Annotated in this window: 23 protein-coding genes; 14 read left to right on the top strand and 9 right to left on the bottom strand. The window is 71.3% G+C overall.

The annotated features are described in order from the left end of the window. The first annotated feature begins 23 nt into the window (after window positions 1-23). From IB242_RS00425 to IB242_RS00405, 5 genes are all read left to right on the top strand, one after another. Window positions 24-1,268, top strand: a complete 1,245-nt coding sequence (locus IB242_RS00425; RefSeq protein WP_192275230.1) for an NnrS family protein — start codon at window positions 24-26, stop codon at window positions 1,266-1,268. Window positions 1,269-1,317: 49 nt separating this feature from the next. After that, entirely contained in the window at window positions 1,318-1,725 is a 408-nt protein-coding gene (locus IB242_RS00420) for a SirB2 family protein (protein ID WP_192275229.1), read from the top strand. A gap of 30 nt (window positions 1,726-1,755) precedes the next feature. Further along, a complete protein-coding gene (locus tag IB242_RS00415; protein ID WP_192275228.1) occupies window positions 1,756-1,896 on the top strand; it encodes a hypothetical protein in 141 nt (46 codons plus the stop codon). 281 nt (window positions 1,897-2,177) lie between these two features. Beyond that, complete coding sequence (locus IB242_RS20325; protein ID WP_225539921.1) at window positions 2,178-2,888, top strand: hypothetical protein; 711 nt, start codon at window positions 2,178-2,180, stop codon at window positions 2,886-2,888. A 245-nt stretch (window positions 2,889-3,133) separates the two neighbouring features. Then, window positions 3,134-3,859, top strand: a complete 726-nt coding sequence (locus IB242_RS00405; RefSeq protein ID WP_192275227.1) for an rRNA pseudouridine synthase — start codon at window positions 3,134-3,136, stop codon at window positions 3,857-3,859. Between the two features lie 212 nt (window positions 3,860-4,071). On the opposite strand, the gene IB242_RS00400 is transcribed toward IB242_RS00405, so the two are convergent. The 3 genes from IB242_RS00400 to IB242_RS00390 all read right to left on the bottom strand — a co-directional run bounded on the left by IB242_RS00400 (window position 4,072) and on the right by IB242_RS00390 (window position 7,048). Beyond that, window positions 4,072-4,932, bottom strand: coding sequence for a PA4780 family RIO1-like protein kinase (locus IB242_RS00400; RefSeq protein WP_192275226.1), 861 nt, complete (start codon window positions 4,930-4,932; stop codon window positions 4,072-4,074). A gap of 79 nt (window positions 4,933-5,011) precedes the next feature. After that, on the bottom strand, window positions 5,012-5,581 hold the full coding sequence (locus tag IB242_RS00395; RefSeq protein ID WP_192275225.1) for a TetR/AcrR family transcriptional regulator: 570 nt from the start codon (window positions 5,579-5,581) through the stop codon (window positions 5,012-5,014). Between the two features lie 27 nt (window positions 5,582-5,608). Continuing rightward, the gene (locus IB242_RS00390; RefSeq protein WP_192275224.1) at window positions 5,609-7,048 is read right to left on the bottom strand and encodes an MFS transporter; all 1,440 of its coding nucleotides are present in this window, start codon (window positions 7,046-7,048) and stop codon (window positions 5,609-5,611) included. A gap of 418 nt (window positions 7,049-7,466) precedes the next feature. Here IB242_RS00390 and IB242_RS00385 point away from each other — a divergent pair, with 418 nt between their 5' ends. The 4 genes from IB242_RS00385 to IB242_RS00375 are packed head-to-tail and all read left to right on the top strand — an operon-like array spanning window position 7,467 to window position 8,338. Further along, on the top strand, window positions 7,467-7,781 hold the full coding sequence (locus IB242_RS00385; RefSeq protein ID WP_192275223.1) for a hypothetical protein: 315 nt from the start codon (window positions 7,467-7,469) through the stop codon (window positions 7,779-7,781). Further along, on the top strand, window positions 7,778-7,906 hold the full coding sequence (locus IB242_RS20605; RefSeq protein ID WP_255523444.1) for a hypothetical protein: 129 nt from the start codon (window positions 7,778-7,780) through the stop codon (window positions 7,904-7,906). Before IB242_RS00385 ends, IB242_RS20605 begins: the two co-directional genes overlap by 4 nt. Next, the gene (locus tag IB242_RS00380; protein ID WP_192275222.1) at window positions 7,903-8,109 is read left to right on the top strand and encodes a hypothetical protein; all 207 of its coding nucleotides are present in this window, start codon (window positions 7,903-7,905) and stop codon (window positions 8,107-8,109) included. The genes IB242_RS20605 and IB242_RS00380 overlap by 4 nt, the downstream gene beginning before the upstream one ends. Window positions 8,110-8,140: 31 nt before the next feature. Then, complete coding sequence (locus IB242_RS00375) at window positions 8,141-8,338, top strand: hypothetical protein (RefSeq protein ID WP_192275221.1); 198 nt, start codon at window positions 8,141-8,143, stop codon at window positions 8,336-8,338. A gap of 51 nt (window positions 8,339-8,389) precedes the next feature. Here IB242_RS00375 and IB242_RS00370 read toward each other — a convergent pair whose 3' ends face one another. From IB242_RS00370 to IB242_RS00350, 5 genes are all read right to left on the bottom strand, one after another. After that, complete coding sequence (locus IB242_RS00370) at window positions 8,390-9,784, bottom strand: hypothetical protein (RefSeq protein WP_192275220.1); 1,395 nt, start codon at window positions 9,782-9,784, stop codon at window positions 8,390-8,392. Between the two features lie 316 nt (window positions 9,785-10,100). Then, window positions 10,101-10,748, bottom strand: a complete 648-nt coding sequence (locus tag IB242_RS00365; protein WP_192275219.1) for an anaerobic ribonucleoside-triphosphate reductase activating protein — start codon at window positions 10,746-10,748, stop codon at window positions 10,101-10,103. Between the two features lie 14 nt (window positions 10,749-10,762). Further along, complete coding sequence (nrdD, locus tag IB242_RS00360) at window positions 10,763-10,981, bottom strand: anaerobic ribonucleoside-triphosphate reductase (protein ID WP_192275218.1); 219 nt, start codon at window positions 10,979-10,981, stop codon at window positions 10,763-10,765. A 128-nt stretch (window positions 10,982-11,109) separates the two neighbouring features. Further along, the gene (locus IB242_RS00355) at window positions 11,110-12,855 is read right to left on the bottom strand and encodes a ribonucleoside triphosphate reductase (RefSeq protein ID WP_192275217.1); all 1,746 of its coding nucleotides are present in this window, start codon (window positions 12,853-12,855) and stop codon (window positions 11,110-11,112) included. A 208-nt stretch (window positions 12,856-13,063) separates the two neighbouring features. Then, on the bottom strand, window positions 13,064-14,296 hold the full coding sequence (locus tag IB242_RS00350) for an alginate export family protein (RefSeq protein WP_192275216.1): 1,233 nt from the start codon (window positions 14,294-14,296) through the stop codon (window positions 13,064-13,066). A 186-nt stretch (window positions 14,297-14,482) separates the two neighbouring features. Between IB242_RS00350 and IB242_RS00345 the strand changes: the two genes are divergently transcribed. The 4 genes from IB242_RS00345 to IB242_RS00330 all read left to right on the top strand — a co-directional run bounded on the left by IB242_RS00345 (window position 14,483) and on the right by IB242_RS00330 (window position 17,322). Next, complete coding sequence (locus IB242_RS00345) at window positions 14,483-14,734, top strand: DUF2249 domain-containing protein (RefSeq protein WP_192275215.1); 252 nt, start codon at window positions 14,483-14,485, stop codon at window positions 14,732-14,734. Then, entirely contained in the window at window positions 14,731-15,990 is a 1,260-nt protein-coding gene (locus tag IB242_RS00340) for a hypothetical protein (protein ID WP_192275214.1), read from the top strand. The genes IB242_RS00345 and IB242_RS00340 overlap by 4 nt, the downstream gene beginning before the upstream one ends. Next, the gene (locus IB242_RS00335) at window positions 15,987-16,412 is read left to right on the top strand and encodes a putative zinc-binding protein (protein ID WP_192275213.1); all 426 of its coding nucleotides are present in this window, start codon (window positions 15,987-15,989) and stop codon (window positions 16,410-16,412) included. Before IB242_RS00340 ends, IB242_RS00335 begins: the two co-directional genes overlap by 4 nt. A gap of 70 nt (window positions 16,413-16,482) precedes the next feature. Then, on the top strand, window positions 16,483-17,322 hold the full coding sequence (locus IB242_RS00330) for an SCP2 sterol-binding domain-containing protein (RefSeq protein WP_192275212.1): 840 nt from the start codon (window positions 16,483-16,485) through the stop codon (window positions 17,320-17,322). 100 nt (window positions 17,323-17,422) lie between these two features. Here IB242_RS00330 and nosZ read toward each other — a convergent pair whose 3' ends face one another. Next, window positions 17,423-19,339: a TAT-dependent nitrous-oxide reductase gene (gene nosZ, locus IB242_RS00325; RefSeq protein WP_255523443.1), complete on the bottom strand. Its 1,917-nt coding sequence runs from the start codon at window positions 19,337-19,339 to the stop codon at window positions 17,423-17,425. Between the two features lie 530 nt (window positions 19,340-19,869). Between nosZ and IB242_RS00320 the strand changes: the two genes are divergently transcribed. After that, window positions 19,870-20,319 carry a c-type cytochrome gene (locus IB242_RS00320; RefSeq protein WP_192275210.1) on the top strand — a complete coding sequence of 150 codons (450 nt, stop codon included), beginning with the start codon at window positions 19,870-19,872 and terminating at the stop codon, window positions 20,317-20,319. Window positions 20,320-20,324: the final 5 nt, after the last annotated feature.

Genomic DNA, 20,324 nt, shown 5'->3' with positions numbered 1-20,324 from the left:
GCCGGCCGCAGCAGACTGCGCGCATGCACCTGCACATCGTCCCGCCCCCGACCTCGACGCGCCTGCGCGCCTCCCCCGCCTGGCTGGCGCATGCCCCGCACCGGCTGATGTTCTTCATCGGCGCGGCCAACGTGCTGCTGGCGATGCTGTGGTGGGCGCTGTGGCTGGCGTCGGCGCGGTTCGGCCTGTGGACGATGCCGGAAACGCCGGTCCCCGGCGGCTGGCTGCACGCGTTCGTGATGCAGTACCTGGTGCTGCCCAGCTTCGTGTTCGGCTTCCTGCTGACGGTCTTCCCGCGCTGGCTCGGCCTGCCCGACCTGGAGAAGCGTCATTACCTGCCCGTCGGCGCCGGCCTGATGGGCGGGCAGCTGGCGATCCTGCTCGGCCTGTGCGGCTGGGAGGCCGGCATCACGGTGGGCCTGTGGATGGCGCTGGCCGGCTGGACTTCGGCGCTGGTCACCCTCGGCCGGCTGCTGGTCGACGAGCGCGGCATCACCTGGCATGCGCGCTCGTGCTACGCCGGCCTGGTCCTGGGCTGGCTGGGCATCGCGATGTTCATCGCCTTCGTGCTCGGCGCCTCGCCGCAGTGGGCCTTCGCCAGCATCAAGTTCGGCGGCTTCGGCCTGCTGCTGCCGGTCTACGTGACCGTGGCCCATCGCATGTTCCCGTTCTTCGCCGGCAACGCGGTGCCGGGCTACACCGCCTGGCGGCCGCTGCGGTGGCTGGGCGCGGTGTGGGGCCTGATGCTGCTGCACCTGGCGCTGGAACTCGTGCACGCCTACGCCTGGCTGTGGCTGGCCGACCTGCCGCTGCTGGGCCTCACCGGCTACGCGGTGTACCGCTGGTGGCCGCGCGGCCGCATGCCCGGCCTGCTCGCGGTGCTGTTCATCGGCACCGCCTGGCTGCCGCTGACCTTCGCCCTGTACCTGGTGCAGAGCCTGGTCTACCTGGGCAGCGGCGAATTCGTGCTCGGCCGCGCGCCGATGCATGCGCTGTTCATCGGCTTCTTCGGCAGCCTGCTGGTGGCGATGGTGACCCGGGTGACCGCGGGCCACTCGGGCCGCCCGCTGCAGATGAACCCCATCGCCTGGTTCGCCTTCGTCGCGATCCAGCTGGTGGCCACGCTGCGCGTGCTCGCCGAACTGCTGCCAGATCCCGGCTTCTGGCAGGCGCTGGCCGCGGTCGGCTGGCTGCTGGCGCTGTCGCCGTGGGTCGCGCGGATCGGCCACATCTACCTGTCGCCGCGTCGCGACGGCCGCCCCGGCTGAGCGCCAACGCGCGCAGGATGCACCACCTGGTCCTCATGGAACGTCCCCGATGATCGAGTTCTACCCGCAGATCAAACTGGTCCACGTGGCCGCGATCATGGCCAGCGGCACCCTGTTCGCGCTGCGCGGCGGTGCGCTGCTGCTCGGCCTGCGCTGGCCGCTGTGGGCCACCGTGCGCTACATCAGCTACAGCATCGACACGGTGCTGCTGACCGCGGCGATGATGCTGCTGACGATCCTGCCCGGCAGCATGTTCTCCAACGGCTGGCTGACGGTGAAGGTGGTGCTGGTGGTGGCCTACATCGTGTTCGGCATGCTCGCGCTGGGCCAGCGGCGCCAGCGCAGCCGGGGCCGGCGTGCGCTGTTCTTCGTCGCCGCGCTGCTGACCTTCCTGCAGATCTACTGCATCGCCCGTACCCATCATCCGCTCGGCGCGCTGTCGCTGCTGCTGGGCTGAGCCACGCTTCACCCACGCGAGGGAAACACCATGGACCTGAGCGAACTGGAACTGCCCGACCCCTGCCAGCCCTGCTGCGGCCTGCTGCAGGAATGCTGGAATGCGGCCGGTGCGTCCACGCGGGCACCGGAGCAGCATCCGGCTCCGATGGAGCCGGCACCGGAGCAGTGAGCGTGGCCCGTGACGTGGCGCCCTGCGCGTTCTGCGGCCGGGTCGGGCGCAGGATCGGCGCGGTCTGCCAGCGGGGGCGCTCACGCTGGCGGCGCAGCGCATCGGACATGCGTATCGTCGTGCGCCATCATCGCCCCGGTCGCCATCGCACCGGCGTCGCGGAGCCGGCAGCGTGCGCCGTTGGCGTGACATTGCCCGCGGATGACTGCTAGCGTCGGCCTCCCGGTCCATCCGCCACGCCGCAGGGCGATGGCGATGATGCCGCCCTCCTGGAGAACCGCGTGCCACACCCGTTCGCCGCTTCGCTGCTCGCCGTCGCCCTGGGCAGTCCATCCGGTGCGGCTGCCGACACCACGCCTGCAGCGCCGGAGGAGCGTGTGTACGTCGAGTATCTGTGGGCGCCGACACCGGACGGCGCACTCGCGCGCCAGCCGACGCGGGGCTTCCTGCTCGATGGCCGGCATGCGCACCAGCTCTGCGTCGCCGCGATCCACGCACCGCAGCCGTACCGCGAACTGCGCATCGACATCGTCGATGCCGCCGGCAAGCCGGCCGGCAGCCAGCGGCACACCGATTTCCGCGAGGAAAAGCGCTGCTACGCCGTGCGGCTGGACCCGCAGGGCACCCCCGGCATCTGGACGTTCACGGTGCTGCTCGATGGCAGGGAGCGCAGCAGCGGCACCCTCGAGGTCGCGCGGACGCTGCAGGAGGCGGAGTTCCACCGTCCATCCGGCATCCCGTATGTGCTTGGACGGCCGAACTATCTCCCCTCGATTCCAGCCGACGAGTACGTCGGCCGCCTGGTCTGGGTGATGGACGTCGATGTGGATGGCCGGGTGACCGATGTGCGGATCGAGACAGCCGAAGGCGTCGGCGAGCGGATGCGCGACGCTGCGCTCCTTGCAGGACGACTGTCGCTGTTCCCGCCCGATCCGTCACGCGCCACCGAGCCGCTGCACTACCGTCGCGAGCTGAAATTCGCCCTCGACTGAGCGCACGGCCTGCAGGGCGGCGGAGCCACGGACATGCCGATGCGGGAACCCGCGGTCCGTGCTGGTCCGCGATCCCCGGCGCCATCCCCCGGAGAACCTTCGTCGCATGCCGTCGCATATGCGCGCAGCGTGCGTTCATGCGCTCAACGACGGGCAGCCGCGCCTGCGGGCGGCGTTCCCGCGCATCCCGCGCCGCCACGCGTGGACAGCTACACTGCGCGCCCCTGCTTGCCGGTTGCTGTCCGATGTCCGATCCCGTCCGCCTCGCGCACCGCGTCGCCGAGCTGTTCAATGCCTCGCGCGCCGAAGCCGAGCAGTTCATCCGCAACGGCTGGGTCACGGTCGATGGCCAGGTGATCGAGGCGCCGCAGCACCGGGTGACGACCGAACGGGTCGAGCTGGATGCCGAGGCCCGGCTGGAAAAAGTCGAGCCGGCGACGCTGCTGCTGCACAAGCCGGCCGGCGTCGCGATGGACGCAGCGGTCGCGCTGGCGACGGCCGACAGCCGCTGGAGCGACGACACCAGCGAAATCCGTCCGCTGCAGCGGCACTTCCACCGCCTGACGCCGCTGGTGCCGCTGGACACCGACGCCAGCGGCCTGATCGTGCTGAGCCAGGACGGCCGGGTCTGGCGCCGGCTGACCGAGGATGCGGCGCTGATCGAACACGAGTACGTGGTCGAAGTCAGCGGCGAGCTGGCGCCCTACGGCATGCACAAGCTCGCGCATGGCCTGGTCGTCGATGGCCGTGCGCTGCCGCCGTGCAAGGTCAGCTGGCAAAACGAGACCCGCCTGCGCTTTGCGATCAAGGACGTCGCGGAGGGCCAGCTGCGCTCGATGTGCGCGCAGGTGGGGCTGCAGGTGGTGTCGATCCGGCGCCTGCGGATCGGCCGGATCCCGCTGGGCAAGGGCCCGGACGGCGCGATGCCGCCGGGTGCGTGGCGCTACCTGCCGGTCGGCGAGAAATTCTGAGGCCGCACCGGCCGCGCATCGACATGCGCCGGCCGGTGCGCAGCCGCGGTGCGGAGCGCGCCCGGCAAGATCCCGGGCGATGGTTCCATGACCTGGCCCGCGAACGGATCGTCGCTCCCTGGCGTCCGCCATCGCATCGCGGGGTGGCCCGGAGCGGAGCATCGTGCCGGCATCGGGAGGCCTGGCACGCACGCTTCGATGCGGGCCGAGCGTCAGTCGTCGGCTTCGGCGGCGGCCTCGCGGCCCTGCTGGCGGATCAGCGCCTCCTGGCGTGCGTCGTTGATCGCATCGCGCACGCTGTCCAGGTCGACGCGGCGGGTGTCCGGCTTGAACTTCCCGGTCAGCGCCGTGTCCGGATGCAGGTCGCCGGCCTCGAACAGCGCCCACATCTCCTCGCCGAACCAGGTATCGAACAGCTCCGGCGCATAGCGGCCGAGATAGGCGGTGAGGTTGTTGACGTCGCGCAGCAGCATGGTGCGCGCGGCATTGTTGCCACCGGCGCTGACCACCTGCGGGAAGTCGATCACCACCGGGCCGTCGGGGCCGACCAGCACGTTGTACGGCGACAGGTCGCCGTGGATCAGGCCCGAGCACAGCATCAGCTGCACCTGCCGCACCAGCACCCGGTGGTAGTCGCGGGCCTGGTCCGGTTCCAGCGCGACCTCGCCCAGCCGCGGCGCGGAGAAGCCCTCGGCATCGGTGACCAGTTCCATCACCAGCACGCCGTGGTAGTAGCCGTACGGCTCGGGCACGCGCACGCCGGCGTCGCGCAGCTGGTACAGCGCATCGACCTCGGTGTTCTTCCAGGCCGTTTCCTGCTGCTTGCGCCCGTACTTGCTGGCCTTGCCGATCGCGCGTGCCTCGCGGCTGCCGCGGACCTTGCGGCCTTCCTGGTACTGCACGCGCTGCTGGAAGCTGCGCTGCGCCATGTCCTTGTAGACCTTCGCGCAGCGCACGTCGTCGCCGCTGCGGACCACGTAGACGGCCGCTTCCTTGCCGCTCTTGAGCGGCCGCAGCACTTCGTCGATGACGCCGTCATCGATCAATGCCTGCAACCCGGATGGAGTCTTCACGTGTGTTCCGTACGCGCCATGGCCTGGAGAGCCGCCATGATGCGGGAATCGCGGCGGCGTGTCCCGCCGCCGGCCGGCGTCAGCGGCCGCGCGTGCGTGCGGCGGTGGCCGGGCGCGCCAGCAGGTCGGCCAGATGCTCGGCGATGCGCCGGCGCAGGGCCGGCGACAACGGCGAGTCCGGCATCGCGCTCAGCATCCACAGCCCGTCCGAGGCCAGGCGCAGGACGTAGCGGTCCAGCACCTGCGCATCCTCGACGTCGTCCTCCGGCGGCGGTGGCGCCCAGCGTTCGTTCGCCTCACGCCACGGCGCCGCATGCGCAGGATCGGCGGCACTTTCCACCATCACCAGCAGCATCGCCCGGGTCGCGCCTTCGGACGACACCCGCGCGTAGGCCGCATGCCGTGCGGCCGGCGACAAGGTGTCGGCACGGCCACCGGCGGCCTGTTCCATGTCCGCTTCCCAGGCCCCGGCCATGTGCTGGTGCAGGCCCAGCAGCAGCGCCTCCCGCGATGGGAAGTGATAGGTCAGCCCGCCGCGGGTCAGGCCCGCTTCGGCGGCGACCGCGTCGAAGGTCACCGCGGTCATGCCCGCCTGTTCGATCAGGCGGACGGCGGCGTCGAGGATGCGGGTGCGGTTGCTGGGGCGCATGCGGGTCCGGTGTGGGCGGCGGCGTGCTCAGTGGCCGCCATCGGGAGCACGCCCGTAGGGACCGCGCAGCAGGATGCCGGTGACCGCGGCGCCGACCGCGAGCAGGGCCGCCGCCAGCAGCACGGCGACGACGAAGGCGTGATCGTATGCCGCGCCCGCCGGCACGATCAACGCGGCGGCCCCGGCCTGTGCGCGGTCGGGCAGCGCCATGCCGGCCGGATGCAGCGCGGCCATCAGGCTGCCGAACAGCGTCACCGCCAGCAGCGCGCCCAGCTCGTAGGACACTTCCTCCACCGATGAGGCCATGCCGGCGCGATGCAGCGGCGCGTTGCCGATGATCGCCACCGATGCGGCCGAGATGGTGAAACCCAGACCGGCACCGGTCACCAGGCAGCCGGCGATGGTGTAGCCCAGGCCCGCCTCCAGCGTCAGCGCGATCATCGCCGCACCGACGGCGGCGATCGCCAGGCCACCGGCCACCGGCGGCCGCAGCCCGACCCGGTGCAGCAGCAGGCCGCCGAGCAGCGTGGCCGGCAGCGCGCCCAGCGCGAACGTGGACACCAGCATGCCAGCCTGCAGCGGCGAGAAGCCTGCCACCAGCTGGAACCGCTGGGTGCCGAGGAACTGCAGCGCACCGATGCCCAGGGTCACGAAGGCCGCCGCCAGCGCGCCGCCGAGAAAGGCCGGATGCCGGAACAGCGCGAAGTCCAGCAGCGGATACGGCAGCCGGGCCTGCCTGCGCGCGAACAGCCAGCCGCCCAGCAGCGCGGCGCTCCAGCCGGCCAGCGCCATCGCCGGATCGGCGGGCCGGGTGGCGAACGCCTTGATCCCGACCACCAGGCCGGACAGCGCGACCAGCGCCAGCAGCGATGACGGCGCATCCCACGGCCGGCTGGCATCGGGCACGCCATGCGGCGCCAGCAGCTGCGCGCCGACCAGCGCGGCCGCCACCACCGGCACGTTGATCAGGAACACCGACCCCCACCAGAAGCGCTCCAGCAGCAGCCCGCCCACCACCGGACCCAGCGCGGCGCCGACCAGGGCAACGCTGCCCCAGATCGCGATGGCGAGGTTGCGCTCGCGCGGGTCCTCGAAGGTCACCCGGATCAGCGCCAGCGTCGCCGGCATCATCGCCGCGGCACCGACCGCCAGCAGCGCGCGCGCCGCGATCAGCGCCAGCGGCGTCGGCGAGAACGCGGCCGCCAGCGAGCCGGCGCCGAAGATCCACAGGCCGGCCAGGAACATGCGCCGGTGGCCGATCCGGTCGCCCAGCGTGCCCGCGCCCAGCAGCAGGCCGGACATCACCAGCGGGTAGGCGTTGATGATCCACATGCCCTCGCCGGTACTCGCGCCCAGGTCGCGGACCAGCCGCGGCAGCGCGGTGTACAGGATCGAATTGTCGAGCGCGATCAGCAGCAGGCCGGACGCGACGATCAGCAGCAGGCACCAGCGCCTGGTTCTGGACATGGAGAGCACTCCGGGGCGAGCGCGTAACTATACAAACATGTTTGTACAGTTACAAATCCCGCAGCCGTGGCGCCAGTGCCAATGGGCCAGCCGGTGACAGGCAACCTTTGCGAGCTGGGCGCGACGCCGGCGCGGACGGCCGCTCTCGTGCGCGATGTGCGATGTGCGATGTGCGATGGGCGATGGGCGATGGGCGATGGGCGATGGGCGATGGGCGAAGCACGCCAGCCCATCACGGCGACGCCGCGATCCGTGCGTGGCACCGGCGGCGTCGCGCCACGCGACCCGCTGCGTTCAGCGTCCGTTGCGCGCGGCGCCATCCACGGCGATGCGCGTCACAGATCCTGCGCGCTCCGCCGACATGCCCGTGACGTCCCGGTCGCCATCATGCGCGCACCTGGCAACCCGGATGCCTCCCATGAGCTACAGCCTGACCGATGCCCTGCCCCACCTCGACGCACTGGAAGTGTGGATCGGTGGATTCGATGCCCATGGCAGGACCTATCGCGAGTTCTACGACGGGCTGGATCCACATCGGGAGGCGCTGCTGAGGATGATCGACACGCCGGGGGCCGACTGGGAAATCGGACGCCGCTTCAACGCGACGATGCTGCGCGCCGAAGCGCACCGCTCCTTCCTGCTCGCCACCTCCGCGATGATCGACGACCTCATCGCCTGCCTGTGCACCACCGACGAACACGCGCACCACCTCGAAGCAGAAGCACTGACATGAACACCGAACACGACACCGCCGCGGCCCTGAACCGCCTGCAGACCCATCTGCCCGAACTGCTCCAGTACTTCGTCGTCGAACCGACCGACGCCGCGTCGTCCACCCAAGAGGAGGACGCGCAGTGATCGCCGTGCATCTGGGAACCCGCCGCCTGCGCGCGCTCGAACGCGGCGCCCTGATCACCCCCGAGGAACAGGCCGAACTCGTACGCCTGGCGCGGCTGGGCCAGCAGCTGGTCGCCGGCCAGGCGCAGGACGCGGTGGCCGAACGTAGCATCGTCGCGCACGGCATGGCCTGCATCGCCGACGCGCCCTCGCCCAGGCACTGAGCGGCGACCACGCGACGACGGTGCCGACCCCATGACCCCCATGCCCACGCCCGGCGGTGCCGACGCCCACCATGATGGCTGGGACCTGCTGGGCGCGCGCCCGCTGCTGTGGTTTCCCGACTGGAATGCCGCGGTCGACCCGGCCGGACTGGTCGCCGATGCCTGTGCCGTGCGTGGCGCGGCCGCGAGCGACGCCTCGTCCCCCCAGCGGACCGCCGTCCCGCGCTGACCGCATCGCGCCAGCGGCGCCGGTGCCGCCGGCCTTCGACGCCGATCGGCGTCAGTGCGAATCGACGAACGCCCGGCATTGGTCCGGGTGGGCGTCGCAGCCGTACACATAGACGATGCCGGAATCGCCGAAGGCGTGCCCTCCGGCCAGATCGCCGCTGGACACCAGGAAGCGAAGCGGCGCCGCGCAGCGGTCGCAGCGGGCGGCGTGCGGGCCCTGGATCAGTTGTGGCGCGCCGCCCACCAGCACGCTGGTGCACGCATCGACCACGTCGACGTCCGGATCGCCGCTGATCACGCGGGCCAGTACCTCGCGCGGCTGCGTGCTGGCCGCCTCCATCAGCCGACGCAGGCCGGCGTCGCGCGCCAGCAGCAGCGTGCAGATGTCCTCGTCCTGTCCGTCTTCGTCTTCGTCCGCGCCGGCCGGATCGTGCGTCAGGGCCGGCACCGCGAGCGCGCGCAGGCCCTGACGCGGCACCTCCAACGGCCAGTCGGTGGTGGTCCGGACGGGCTGTTCCCGCTCCGCCACCGCGGCGTCGCGCGCATGACTGGCGACCACCGCCTCGCGCTGCGAGGGCAGCCACCACACGGTGACCACGCGCGACGGCCACGGCGCCGGCAGCACCTCGGGCAGCGGTAGCTGCAGCAGCAGCACGGCCGGGTCGCCATCCGCCGCTGCCGGCCAGTCCACGTCCGCCGGCAGCAGCGCGGCGCCGCCCACATGCGGCGCCTGCAGCTGCCAGCCGGCCTCGCCCTCGCAGCGGTACAGCAGCAGGCGCGGCCCACGCGCGGCCGCACGTTCGACCATCGACAGGATGCGCTGCCGTGCCGCGGCATCCAGCGCCAGGTAGTCGGCCTTCACCTGGCGTCGCCGCCGGCGCCAGCCGCGGCTGGCATGGCCGATCCAGCCGGCGACCGTGGCCAGCACCAGCAGCGGCAGACCCAGCCCCAGCAGCAGCGGACGCACCGAGGCAGCCAGCACCTCGACGCTGACATTGCGTGCCAGCACCCAGCCGCAGAGCGCGGTCCATGCGACCAGCAGCAAGGTGGCCAGCCACTCCCGCAGCGTGCGCGGCCGGAGCAGCCGCGGCAGCGCACGTCCCAGCAGCAACCGGCACAGGCCCACGCCGCCCGCCCAGGCGAACAGCAGCCTCCAGAACGCCACCGCGCTGGCGCAGCCGCAGCGCGCGTCGAGAAACACATCGGTCCGGGACGTCCACGTCCAGACGGCCGACACCAGCATCGCCAGCGCGACGGTGGCGGCCAGCCGCATCAGCCAGCCGGCCGGGCGGCGCACCCAGCGGGTCCAGACCAGTGCGACCAGCGCGATCCAGAACAGCGCCGCAAAACCGATGCTGGTCGCATCGTGCTGCCGCGTCAGGAACGTCATCGCCAGCGCCATCCAGCCTGCGGCCAGCAGGCCCAACACGAAGATCGCCGGATACATTCCCTTCCCCTGGTGCGATGCTGCCGCGACGGCGCGCATCGGCGCCTTCCGGCGCGCGGCGAGGATAGCCGCTCGCGCGCGTCCGTCGCTTGACCGGCGTCGCTGTTCGGCGGGCCTGCGCGCGACATCGACGAGGTGCCGTGGCTCGCTCGCGCGGGCCTGCGCTTCATCGCCGGGGCGGCCACGGCCGTGTCGGCACCTCCCTGCCGCTCGCCGCCACCAGCGGATCCGATCCATGGCCGGACGCCGCCGATGAAGGCCATCGGCCGCAACGGATGTGATCTGCGAACGCGCACCCCCAGGCGCCGGGCGCGTGTCAGGCGCGGCGCAGCTCCACCTGCGGCAGATGCCCGGCGAGCGCGGTCATGTCGGGCGCCCGCCAGGAACCGTGCGTGGCCGGATCGAGCCGGCATTCCTGCACGACCCAGCGGCGCACGCCGCGGCCTGCCAGTGCGGCCGCCAGCTCGCGCAGTTCGTCTTCCGGATAGAGCGCCGGATGCCAGGTGGTACGGCACTCGTGGGCGACGCCGCTGTCGAGCAGGCGATCGAGCGACTCCCACACCGCCTGTTCGCCCAGGCGCCGCCGGGTGATCTGCGCCTGGCGCGCCGGCAGCGCCTTGATGTCCAGGCCGACCCAGTCCAGCTGCGGCAGCAGCCGCGCCAGCCGCAGCGGATACATGCCGCCGGTGTGCATGGCGGTGCCGAATCCCAGTGCGCGCACCGCCTGCACCGCCTCGGGCAGGCTCGCCTGCAGCAGCGGTTCGCCGCCGGAGAACACCACGCCGTCGAGCAGGCCGCGCCGGCGCTGCAGGAAGCCGGCCACCCGCTCCCACGCGACCACGGTGCTGCCGCGCGCAGGCAGCAGCTCCGGGTTGTGGCAGTACCCGCAGCGCCAGGGACAGCCCTGCAGGAACAGCACCGCGGCCAGCCGGCCGGGGAAATCGATCGTGGTCAGCGGCGTCATGCCGCCGATCCGGATCACGCGGCGCGGGCCTGCACGCTGCGCGCCGGCTCGGCGAAGGCCCGTCCGGAGGCGGCCTGCTCGGTGAAGAAGCGGCGCTCGGCGTGCTCGCCCTGCTTGCCGATGTTGAAGCTGGAGACCGGGCGGTGATAGCCCATCACGCGGGTCCAGACTTCGCAGCGCTGGCGCTCGTCATCGCGCAGGGAAAGGGTGTCGGTGGACGTGTCGATGCTCATCGGGTGGACTCCTGTGGAAGGGATCGGATCGGCCGCGCGAAGGCGGCCGTGGGTGGAACGGGGGATCGCGGTCCGGCGCCACAGCGCGCGGCGCCGGCCGGTGAAACGACACAGGCGGATGCGGCCGCTCAGGCGGCGCCGGCCACGCTGCGCTGCCTGCGCGCCAGCAGCTCGTCGTCGCAGCGCGGGCAGAACGCGTGCTCGCCTTCCAGGTAGCCGTGGGTCGGGCAGATCGAGAAGGTCGGGGTGATGGTGATGTACGGCAGGCGGAAGCGGGTCAGCGCGCGGCGCACCAGGTCGCGGCAGGCCTGTCCGCTGGAGATGCGCTCGCCCATGTACAGGTGCAGCACGGTGCCGCCGGTGTAGCGCGACTGCAGCGCCTCCTGCCGCTCCAGCGCCTCGAACGGATCGTCGGTGAAGCCCACCGGCAGCTGCGAGGAATTGGTGTAGTACGGCTTGTCGTCGCTGCCGGCCTGCAGGATGTCCGGCCAGCGCCGGCGGTCTTCCTTGGCGAAGCGGTACGTGGTGCCCTCGGCCGGGGTCGCCTCGAGGTTGTACAGGTGCCCGGTCGATTCCTGGAACTCCACCATCCGCGCACGGATGTGGTCGAGCAGCCGCACCGCGAACGCATGGCCCCAGTCGCTGGTGATGTCGTGCGCGTCGCCGGTGAAGTTGCGGATCATCTCGTTGACGCCGTTCACGCCCAGCGTCGAGAAGTGGTTGCGCAGCGAGCCGAGGTAGCGCTTCGTGTACGGATACAGACCGTCGTCGATCAGTTTCTGCACGACCTCGCGCTTGATCTCCAGGCTGCGCCGGCCCAGTTCCAGCAGTTCGTCCAGGCGCGCGTACAGCGCGGCCTCGTCGCCGCGGTGCAGATGGCCCAGCCGCGCGCAGTTGACCGTGACCACGCCCAGGCTGCCGGTCTGCTCGGCGCTGCCGAACAGGCCGTTGCCGCGCTTGAGCAGCTCGCGCAGGTCCAGCTGCAGGCGGCAGCACATCGAGCGGATCATTCCCGGGTCCAGCTCGGAGTTGATGAAGTTCTGGAAGTACGGCAGGCCGTAGCGCGCGGTCATGTCGAACAGCCGCTGCGCGTTCTCCGAGTCCCAGGGGAAATCGGCGGTGATGTTGTAGGTCGGGATCGGGAAGGTGAACACCCGGCCCTTGGCGTCGCCCTCGCTCATCACCTCGATGTAGGCGCGGTTGATCATGTCCATCTCGGCCTGCAGCTCGCCGTAGGTGAACGGCATCTCCTCGCCGGCGATGAACGGGGTCTGCTCGCGCAGGTCGGCCGGGCAGACCCAGTCGAAGGTGAGATTGGTGAACGGGGTCTGCGTGCCCCAGCGCGACGGCACGTTGAGGTTGTAGATCAGCTCCTGGATGCACTGCCGCACCTCGGCATAGGACAGCGCGTCCTTGCGCACGAACGGCGCCATGTAGGTGTCGAACGAGGAGAACGCCTGCGCGCCCGCCCACTCGTTCTGCAGCGTGCCGAGGAAGTTGACGATCTGCCCGACCGCCGACGACAGGTGCTTCGGCGGCCCGGCCTCGACCCGGTTGGGGATGCCGTTGAGCCCTTCGTACAGCAGGGTGCGCAGCGACCAGCCGGCACAGTAGCCCGACAGCATGTCCAGGTCGTGGATGTGCAGGTCGCCCTCGCGGTGGGCCCGGCCGATCTCGGCCGGGTAGACCCGGTCCAGCCAGTAGTTGGCGGTGACCTTTCCGGCCACGTTGAGGATCAGACCGCCCAGGGAATAGCCCTGGTTGGCGTTGGCGTTGACCCGCCAGTCGGCCCGGCTCAGGTACTCCTCGACCGAGGTGACCGGGTCCACCAGGACCTGTCCGGACCGCTGCAGCAGGGAGTCGCGCCGTTCCATGTTCTTTCGCCTCGCACACAAGATGTTGTGTGATTCTGGGAAAGAAACGGCACATGTCGTATGACATGGATCAAGACGCCCCCGATTCGGACCCTGCCGGCCCGCAAACGGTGACCGGCACCCCGCCGTCTCCCGGAGCGTCGAGACGGAAGAATGCCGGTGCCAGGCGCCGGACGCGCCCGGTGCCGGGGCGCATCCATGCCTGCTGTCAGTAGGCGTAGTGCAGCTGCAGCCACAGCTTGTCGGTATCGGCGGTGCGCGCCGGGTCGTCGCTGCGGTAGCGCGCCAGCTTCACCAGCCCGTCGAGGCCGGCCACGCCCGGGATCGGACGCGCGTAGGACAGGTCGATCTCGTCGCCGTAGTCGCCGCCGCCGCGCTCGGGCGCGAAGGTGTGGAACCAGGCCTGCAGGCTGCCACCCTTCAGCGGCAGCGTCGCACCGACGTAGCGGTCGACGATGCCGGACGCCGGCGTGGTCAGGAACACGTCGGCCCAGCCCTGGAACTGGTGTCTGGTCGCCAGCGGCGTCTGGAACGCATGGTTGCCCGGGCCGGTGCCGCCGCCGAGCGACTCGTACCCGGCCTTGAGGGCGACGCCGTGCAGCGTGTAGCCCAGTTCGGCCAGTGCATAGCGGCTGTCCAGGCGCCACGGATTGCCGCGCAGTTCGCGCTGCCGCGCGTGTTCGGCCGCGTACGACCACGCGCCGGCGCGTCCTTCCAGGCGCAGGCCGCTGGTGCGGCTGGACAGCGTGCCCAGCGGCGCGGCCGCACTCACCGCGATGTCGTCCAGACGCAGGCGGTGGTGGTAGGCGCTCGCGGCCAGCACCGGCGCCACCTGCCAGCGCATCTGCAGCAGGTGGCTGTCGCCGTCGATGTCGGCAGGATTGGCGCGATTGCTGGCGGCGCTGTCGGCCGGTCCGAAGATCGTGTTGATGCCGCCGATCCAGGCGTAATCCAGCGCCAGCGATGTCGCCGGTGTCCATTGCAGGCGCACGCCATCGTAGGTCTGCTCGTTCTGCCGCCAGGCGCTGCCGCCGACGAAACGCTGGTTGCCCAGCACCATGCGCTGGCGTCCGAACGTGGTGCTGCCGTAGCGGCCGTCGTGGCGCAGCAGTGCCTGGTTGATTTCCGCGCCGCCCGGATCGGCCACCACCGGATAGGCGCGGCGTCCATTGCGGGTGTCGTTGTGGTGGCGCTCGTCCAGCGCGAGCACCGCATCGGCCTCGGCGCGTGCCGACCAGCCGTGCCAGGACGGACTCAGGTAGCCGACCCGCGCGCGCAGCGTGTGCGCGTCGGCCTGGTGGGCGATGCCGGCCTGGTCGACGTGCTCGTAGCGGTAGCGCAGGTCCAGCGAGGCGCCGGCCGGATCGGCGGCCAGTGCGGCCGACGGCGACGCTGCCGCGACCAGCAGCGCAAGGGTGGAGAAACGGAAGGCGGCGTGCATGGACTGTCCTGCGTGTGGGTTGCGCGCACCGTAGGCCCGCGCCCGCGGGACCGACCATGACCGCGGTCAAGCGCGCGTGCGCCGCTCTCCCAACCCCGCCTGTACAGACGCGCAGGACTGATGCAGGTCAAGGCGGGCCGCGGCCGACGCTGCGACCCTGCGCGCATTCCCGCACCGAGACCTGCCATGCATGCCCTCGACCTGCGCCATCTGCCGCCACCGGAGCCGATGAACCGCATCCTCGACGCCCTGCTGTCGTTGCCCGCCGACGCCCGCCTGGATGCGCTGACTCCGCAGGCGCCCGGCCCGCTGCTGCCGATCCTGGACGAATGGGGCTACATCTGGCGCGTCGCCGAACAGCAGGACGGCAGCGCGCGGATCGCGATCTGCCGCCGCGATGCGGCCGCCGCGCTGCTGGCGGACCGGCCGGGGCCGTGAGCGGCCTGGCGCTGACCCGTGCGCCGCAGGCGGGTCGGCCGCTGCGCTTCCTGCTGACCTCGCCGCTGTGGGGCATCGTCGCCGGCCTGCTGCTGGTCGCGCAGCCCGATGCGCTGGCGCTCGGCCGCTGGGCACCGGCGACGGTGGCCCTGGTGCATGTCTTCACCCTCGGCGTGCTCGGCAACGCGATGCTCGGCAGCATGCTGCAGTTCCTGCCGGTCGCCGCCGGCGTGCCGCATGCGGGTCTGCCGCTGTCGCACTGGGCGCATGCCGGCCTCAATGCCGGCCTGGTCCTGTTCCTGTGCGGCCTGCTGCATCTGCGTGCCCTGCTGCTGCCCGCCTCGGCCCTGATGATCGCCGCGCTGGTAGTGGTGGCCGCGCCGGTGCTGCCGGCCCTGCTGCGGCGCGGGGCGCAACGCGTGCTGCGTGCCGGCCTGGGCGCTGCGGTCGTCGCCCTCGGCGCCACCGTCGTGTCCGGCATGCTGGCCGCCGCGGTCCTGGCCGGGCATCTGGCCTGGCCGCTGGACCGGCTGGTCGATGCGCACGCCACGCTGGGGCTGGTCGGCTGGGTGCTGGGCCTGCTGCTGGCGGTCGGCAGCATGACCGTGCCGATGTTCCAGGGCACGGCCGCGATTCCCGCCTGGTGGCTGGCCGCCGGCCTGACCGCCATCGGCAGCGTGCTGCTGGCCGGTGTGATCGGGCGCCTGGCCGGTGCGCCGGCGCCGATGCTGGTGCCGGCGCTGGCACTGGCCGCGATCGGTTTCGGCCTGACCGTGCTCCGGCTGCAGTGGCGGCCACCGCACCGGCGCAACCCGGCCCTGGTCGGCTTCTGGCGTGCCGGCAGCGTGGCCCTTCTCGCGGCGGGCGTAGCGACCTGCATCGCCGCGGCCGGCGTCTCAGAACGCGCCGGCATGCTCGCCGGCGTGCTCGGCATCGGCATCGGCATTCCGCTGCTGGTCAACGGCATGCTGCTGGAGATCGTCGCCTTCGTGAGCTGGATCGCCCTGCGCGGCCGCTGCCCGCGCGGCGTCCGCATTCCCGCGGTCGGGCGGCTGCTGCCTGACCGCGACAAGGCGATCGCGCTGGCGGCGCACTGCGTGGCCGCGGCGCTGCTGACGGCGACGGCGATCCGGCCGGCGCTGACGGCCGGCGCCGGCCTCGCGCTGATCGGCGCGTACGCCATCAGCACCGCCTGCGTACTGCGCTGTCTGCACCGCGCGCGGGCCTTCGCACGCGAACACGGAACGCCTGCATGAGCGGCAAGCCGCCGCTGGTCTACAGCTGTTCGGGCTGCTCGAGCGCCGCGCAGATGGCCAATGCCCTGGCGCTGCGGCTCGACCGCGCCGGCGTCGCCGAGATGTCGTGCATCGCCGGCGTGGGCGGCGGCGTGACCGGCCTGGTCCGCACCGCGCGCTCGGGACGGGCGATCGTGGCGCTGGACGGCTGCGTGCTGCATTGCGTGCGCGCCTGCCTGGCCCAGGCCGGCGTGGTGCCGGACGTGCACCTGACCCTGTCGGACTACGGCGTGCGCAAGCGCCGCCATGCCGATTTCGACCGCGACGAAGCCGACGCCGTCCATGCAGCGCACGTGCTGCCGGCCGTGCGGCATCTGGCCGCCGCGTCCGATGCGGACGCCTCCACCGACGCACCGGCCGACGACGAAGCCCGGCGCCCTTGACGTGGGTCAGACCGCTGGGGCGGAGCGCTCGCTAGCATCGCCAGCGACCGTACTTCCACAAGGCAGGTGCATGCCCGTATTCCCCCGATCCGTTCCACTGCGGCGCCTGGCCCGCGGCGCCCTGGGTGGCGCACGCCATGCCATCGACCACGTCGACGATGCGGTGGTCGCGCTGGCCGGACTGCGCCGCCACCTGGTCCGCGCGGCCGCGCACGGCAAGCAGATCGCCGGGCTGCCGCTGCGCGATGGTCCCCGCGAGGCCCAGGTGCTGGCACGCGCACGCCGGGTCGCCGGCCATGTCGCGGTGCCGCGCGACACCGCCGACGCCCTGATGCGCACGCTGATCTCCGACGCCTGCCGCCAGCAGGCACAGACCTCCTTCCCTTCCCGGACACGCCCGATGATCGTCGACACGCTGTCGCCCACGCTCCCGCGCCGGATGCTGCGCCTGCTCCCGCCTCCCCGCCGCTGGCGGCCACTGCTCGCGCGCCTGCCGGCCCGCCTGCAGGCGCCGCTGGTCGAACGCCTGCTGGGCAGGTCGCTGGCCGGCATCGACGCCGCTGCGCTGGCGCTGATCGAAGACCGCCGGCTCGGCATCGACATCGACGACCTCGGCCTGCACTGGGTGCTGGTCTGGAATGCCGGCCGGCTGCGGGTCTGCGATGCACCGGCCGAAGCGACCGTGCGCGGCAGCGCGACCGACCTGGCCCTGCTGGCCAGCCGCCTGGAGGATGCCGACACGCTGTTCTTCCAGCGCCGGCTGGTACTGACCGGTGACGTCGAGCTGGGCCTGACCGTGCGCAACCTGCTCGACCGCATGCCCTGGGAAGACCTGCCGCTGGCCCAGCGCATCGTGCTGCAGCGTGGCGCGCGCGTGCTGCGCGCCGCGCGCGAGGCCGGAAGCCGCTGACCTCGCCGCGCGCACGGGCCGCGCCCGCGCGTCCACTCCGCAGGCACAAAAAAACCCCGCATCGTCCGATGCGGGGTTTTTCATTGGAGCATGCGACCGGTCAGCCCTCGACGATCATGCGCGAGCGCATCTCCAGGTGCAGCGCGTGGCAGAAGTGCGTGCAGTAGCACCAGTACACGCCGGCCTTGTCGGCCAGGAACGTCACCGACTTGGTCTCCTGCGGGTTGACGATGAAGTTGACGTTGTACATCGGGATGCCGAAGCCGTGGGTCAGGTCCTCGACCTTGTCCAGGTTGGTCAGGGTGATGGTGACCACATCGCCCTTCTTCACCGTGAACTCGCGCATCGCGAAGGTCGGCGCGCGCGAGTTCAGCTTCACGTGCACCTTGTTGCCGTCGCGCTCGATGCCGACGTCGGCCTCGGTCTTGACCGCGTTCGGGAACTCGTCGATGTCGTAGATCTGTTTGGTCTTGATCACCGACGCGTGGATCAGCAGCGCGTCATGCGGCTCCGGATACGCGGTGTGGTCGTGGATCAGCGTCATCTTGTCGCCGGAGATGTCGATCAGCTGCTCGGTCTCGACATGCAGCGGCCCGACCGGCAGGAAGCGGTCCTTGGAGAACTTGTTGCCGGAGTTGAAGTACTTGCCGTCGGCGTTCTTGGTTTCGCCCATCGAGGTGTAGCCGTGGCCGGGCTGGTAGTGCACGTCCACGCTGTCCAGGATCACCTTGGCGGTCTTGTCGCCGGCGAACTCGGCGATGGCCGCGTCCACGTTCCACTTCACGATCTTGCTGTCCAGGAACAGCGTGGTGTACGCGTTGCCGCGGCCGTCGAAGGCGGTGTGCAGCGGGCCCAGGCCGACGTTCGGCTCGGCGATCACCGCGTCGCGCGCCTTCTCCAGGCTGCCGGCGAACCACTGCTCGATCTTCGCCAGCTCGATCACCGAACAGGTCGGCGACAGCTTGCCCGAGCACACGAAGTACTTGCCGTCCGGGCTGGCGTTGACGCCGTGCGGGTTCTTCGGGATCGGCACGTAGCAGGTCAGCGCGGTCTTGGCGTCCGGATTGGCCGCCTTGCGCCCGTCCACGACAGGCACCCTGGAGTCGCCGATGGTGGTGAAGCGGCCCTCGGCCACCGCCGCCTCGATCCGCGCGATGTCGAAGAACACGCAGGCATCGTGCTCGGCCGACATCATGTCCTCGTAGTGGACGCCGCCCTCCACGTTGTACTGGTTGGACGCGGCGTACTTGCCGTCGTACGAGGTGGCGACCAGGTCCATGTTGCCGTCGACCTGGCACTGCCAGCGCACCTCCATGGTCTCCGCGTCGATGCAGGAGAACAGGCAGCCGTACTTGTCCGGCGTGTCCATGTCGCGGCCGTCGTTGGGCAGCGGGATGTGGAACTCGGCACCGGCGAACACGCGTGTGGTGTGGTTGAGCGCCGCATCCACCGGATCGCGCTTGTCGGTGAAGATGCCGTGGTGGCCCTGCACGTTGGGCAGGTCGGTGATGCGGTCGACTTCGAAGGTGTCGCCACGGATGCGGGCGACGCGGCTGTGCAGCTTGTCGTTGACCCAGAAGAACTTGCCGTCGTAGGTGCCGTCGGCGTACGAGCCCTGCACGTGGTGGGTGTCGCCGGTCCAGTACTTGAGCTGGCCATCCGGGCGCGTGCCGATGATCGCGCGCGACTCGTTGGTGATGCCCCAGCCCACCATCGGGTCGATGTTGAACACCGGGATGCGCTTGAGCGTGCGTCCGGACGGGCAACCGTAGATCCGCACCTCGCCGGAGTGGCCGCCCGAGGACAGCACGTAGTACTCGTCGAGCTTGCCCGGTGCGACTTCGAACCTGCCGTGCAGCGGCGCGCTGCCCGCGCTGGTGCCGCCTGCAGCGGCCCCGGCCGCCGCACCGGCGCCCTTGTCGGCGCAGCCCACCAGCCCGATCGCGGCAGTGCCTGCGAGGCCGGCGCCGGCCAGGGCCGTCGTTCCCAGGAATCTGCGACGTCCCGGGTTGTTCATGACGTCTTGTGTGTCCTTCATATCGGCCCCCTTTGAGAGCGCTGGAATCGGTTCATTGCGTGTCGGGGCGTCGCAGTCTAGGCAGCCCCGTGACATCGGCACATTGACCTGCGTCAATGCGTCGCACCCCGCGGCGCCGATAACGTGCTACCCACTCCAACGCACGTCGCGCGAACCCGCGGCGGCCGGCATCGCCCGTGGCCCCGTTGCCACGCACACACCGATGAGGCAGCGCGGATCGCCGCGATGGGCCGTGCAGCGACGCACGCAGATGCAACGGCAGCGACGCCCTCCCGGATCGAAGACACGTGCAGATCGAGGACGCGCATGGCTGCGTCGAGCGAACGCGTTCCACGTGCCTTTCACTGCGCGTCATGCGCCATCGCCGCACGGCGCATGTCGCCGCATCCGCGGCCCGTCGCACGTTGATCTACGTCAATGCGGCGCCCGGTCGCGCGGCCTACCTTGCCCACCGGATCGACCGCATGCCCGCGGTCGCGCAGCAGACCGCCACGTCATCCGGAGACCTCATGAAAAGCCTTCCCGTTCTGCGTCATTCCGCACTCGCGCTGCTGGCCCTGGCGCTGGCCGGTTGCGGTGCTGCGGATGCACCGGAGTCCTCCACCGCCGCGGCCGACACCGCACCGGCGGCGACGGTGACCGAACCCGCTGCTGCCGAACCGGCCGCAGAACCGGTCGCCGTGGCAGCTGGGGCGGCAGACGCCGGCGGCATCGGCGAGGAGACCTACCAGAAGACCTGCGCGGTCTGCCATGCGACCACCGCGCTGGGTGCGCCGGTGCTGGGCAGCAAGGAACAGTGGGCGCCGCGCATCGCGCAGGGCCAGGACGTGCTGCACACGCACGCGATCGAAGGCTATGTCGGCGAGAGCGGCGCGATGCCCGCACGCGGCGGCAATCCGTCGCTGGACGACGACACGGTCAAGGCCGCGGTGGACTACATGGTGTCCAAGGCCCAGTAGGCGGG

The organism is Xanthomonas sp. XNM01, from assembly GCF_014851915.1.
Classification (GTDB): Bacteria; Pseudomonadota; Gammaproteobacteria; order Xanthomonadales; family Xanthomonadaceae; genus Pseudoxanthomonas.
This window is presented reverse-complemented; position numbering and strand designations above follow the sequence as displayed.

What these genes read in the sequence shown, in the direction of transcription:
- IB242_RS00350 (WP_192275216.1), bottom strand. Translation starts at nt 14,296, where the DNA reads ATGCACGCCGCCTTCCGTTTCTCCACCCTTGCGCTGCTGGTCGCGGCA.
- IB242_RS00345 (WP_192275215.1), top strand. Translation starts at nt 14,483, where the DNA reads ATGCATGCCCTCGACCTGCGCCATCTGCCGCCACCGGAGCCGATGAAC.
- nosZ (WP_255523443.1), bottom strand. Translation starts at nt 19,339, where the DNA reads ATGAACAACCCGGGACGTCGCAGATTCCTGGGAACGACGGCCCTGGCC.
- IB242_RS00420 (WP_192275229.1), top strand. Translation starts at nt 1,318, where the DNA reads ATGATCGAGTTCTACCCGCAGATCAAACTGGTCCACGTGGCCGCGATC.
- IB242_RS00330 (WP_192275212.1), top strand. Translation starts at nt 16,483, where the DNA reads ATGCCCGTATTCCCCCGATCCGTTCCACTGCGGCGCCTGGCCCGCGGC.
- IB242_RS00370 (WP_192275220.1), bottom strand. Translation starts at nt 9,784, where the DNA reads ATGTATCCGGCGATCTTCGTGTTGGGCCTGCTGGCCGCAGGCTGGATG.
- IB242_RS00355 (WP_192275217.1), bottom strand. Translation starts at nt 12,855, where the DNA reads ATGGAACGGCGCGACTCCCTGCTGCAGCGGTCCGGACAGGTCCTGGTG.
- nrdD (WP_192275218.1), bottom strand. Translation starts at nt 10,981, where the DNA reads ATGAGCATCGACACGTCCACCGACACCCTTTCCCTGCGCGATGACGAG.
- IB242_RS00320 (WP_192275210.1), top strand. Translation starts at nt 19,870, where the DNA reads ATGAAAAGCCTTCCCGTTCTGCGTCATTCCGCACTCGCGCTGCTGGCC.
- IB242_RS20605 (WP_255523444.1), top strand. Translation starts at nt 7,778, where the DNA reads ATGAACACCGAACACGACACCGCCGCGGCCCTGAACCGCCTGCAGACC.
- IB242_RS00335 (WP_192275213.1), top strand. Translation starts at nt 15,987, where the DNA reads ATGAGCGGCAAGCCGCCGCTGGTCTACAGCTGTTCGGGCTGCTCGAGC.
- IB242_RS00415 (WP_192275228.1), top strand. Translation starts at nt 1,756, where the DNA reads ATGGACCTGAGCGAACTGGAACTGCCCGACCCCTGCCAGCCCTGCTGC.
- IB242_RS00405 (WP_192275227.1), top strand. Translation starts at nt 3,134, where the DNA reads ATGTCCGATCCCGTCCGCCTCGCGCACCGCGTCGCCGAGCTGTTCAAT.
- IB242_RS00375 (WP_192275221.1), top strand. Translation starts at nt 8,141, where the DNA reads ATGACCCCCATGCCCACGCCCGGCGGTGCCGACGCCCACCATGATGGC.
- IB242_RS00425 (WP_192275230.1), top strand. Translation starts at nt 24, where the DNA reads ATGCACCTGCACATCGTCCCGCCCCCGACCTCGACGCGCCTGCGCGCC.
- IB242_RS00395 (WP_192275225.1), bottom strand. Translation starts at nt 5,581, where the DNA reads ATGCGCCCCAGCAACCGCACCCGCATCCTCGACGCCGCCGTCCGCCTG.
- IB242_RS00390 (WP_192275224.1), bottom strand. Translation starts at nt 7,048, where the DNA reads ATGTCCAGAACCAGGCGCTGGTGCCTGCTGCTGATCGTCGCGTCCGGC.
- IB242_RS00385 (WP_192275223.1), top strand. Translation starts at nt 7,467, where the DNA reads ATGAGCTACAGCCTGACCGATGCCCTGCCCCACCTCGACGCACTGGAA.
- IB242_RS00365 (WP_192275219.1), bottom strand. Translation starts at nt 10,748, where the DNA reads ATGACGCCGCTGACCACGATCGATTTCCCCGGCCGGCTGGCCGCGGTG.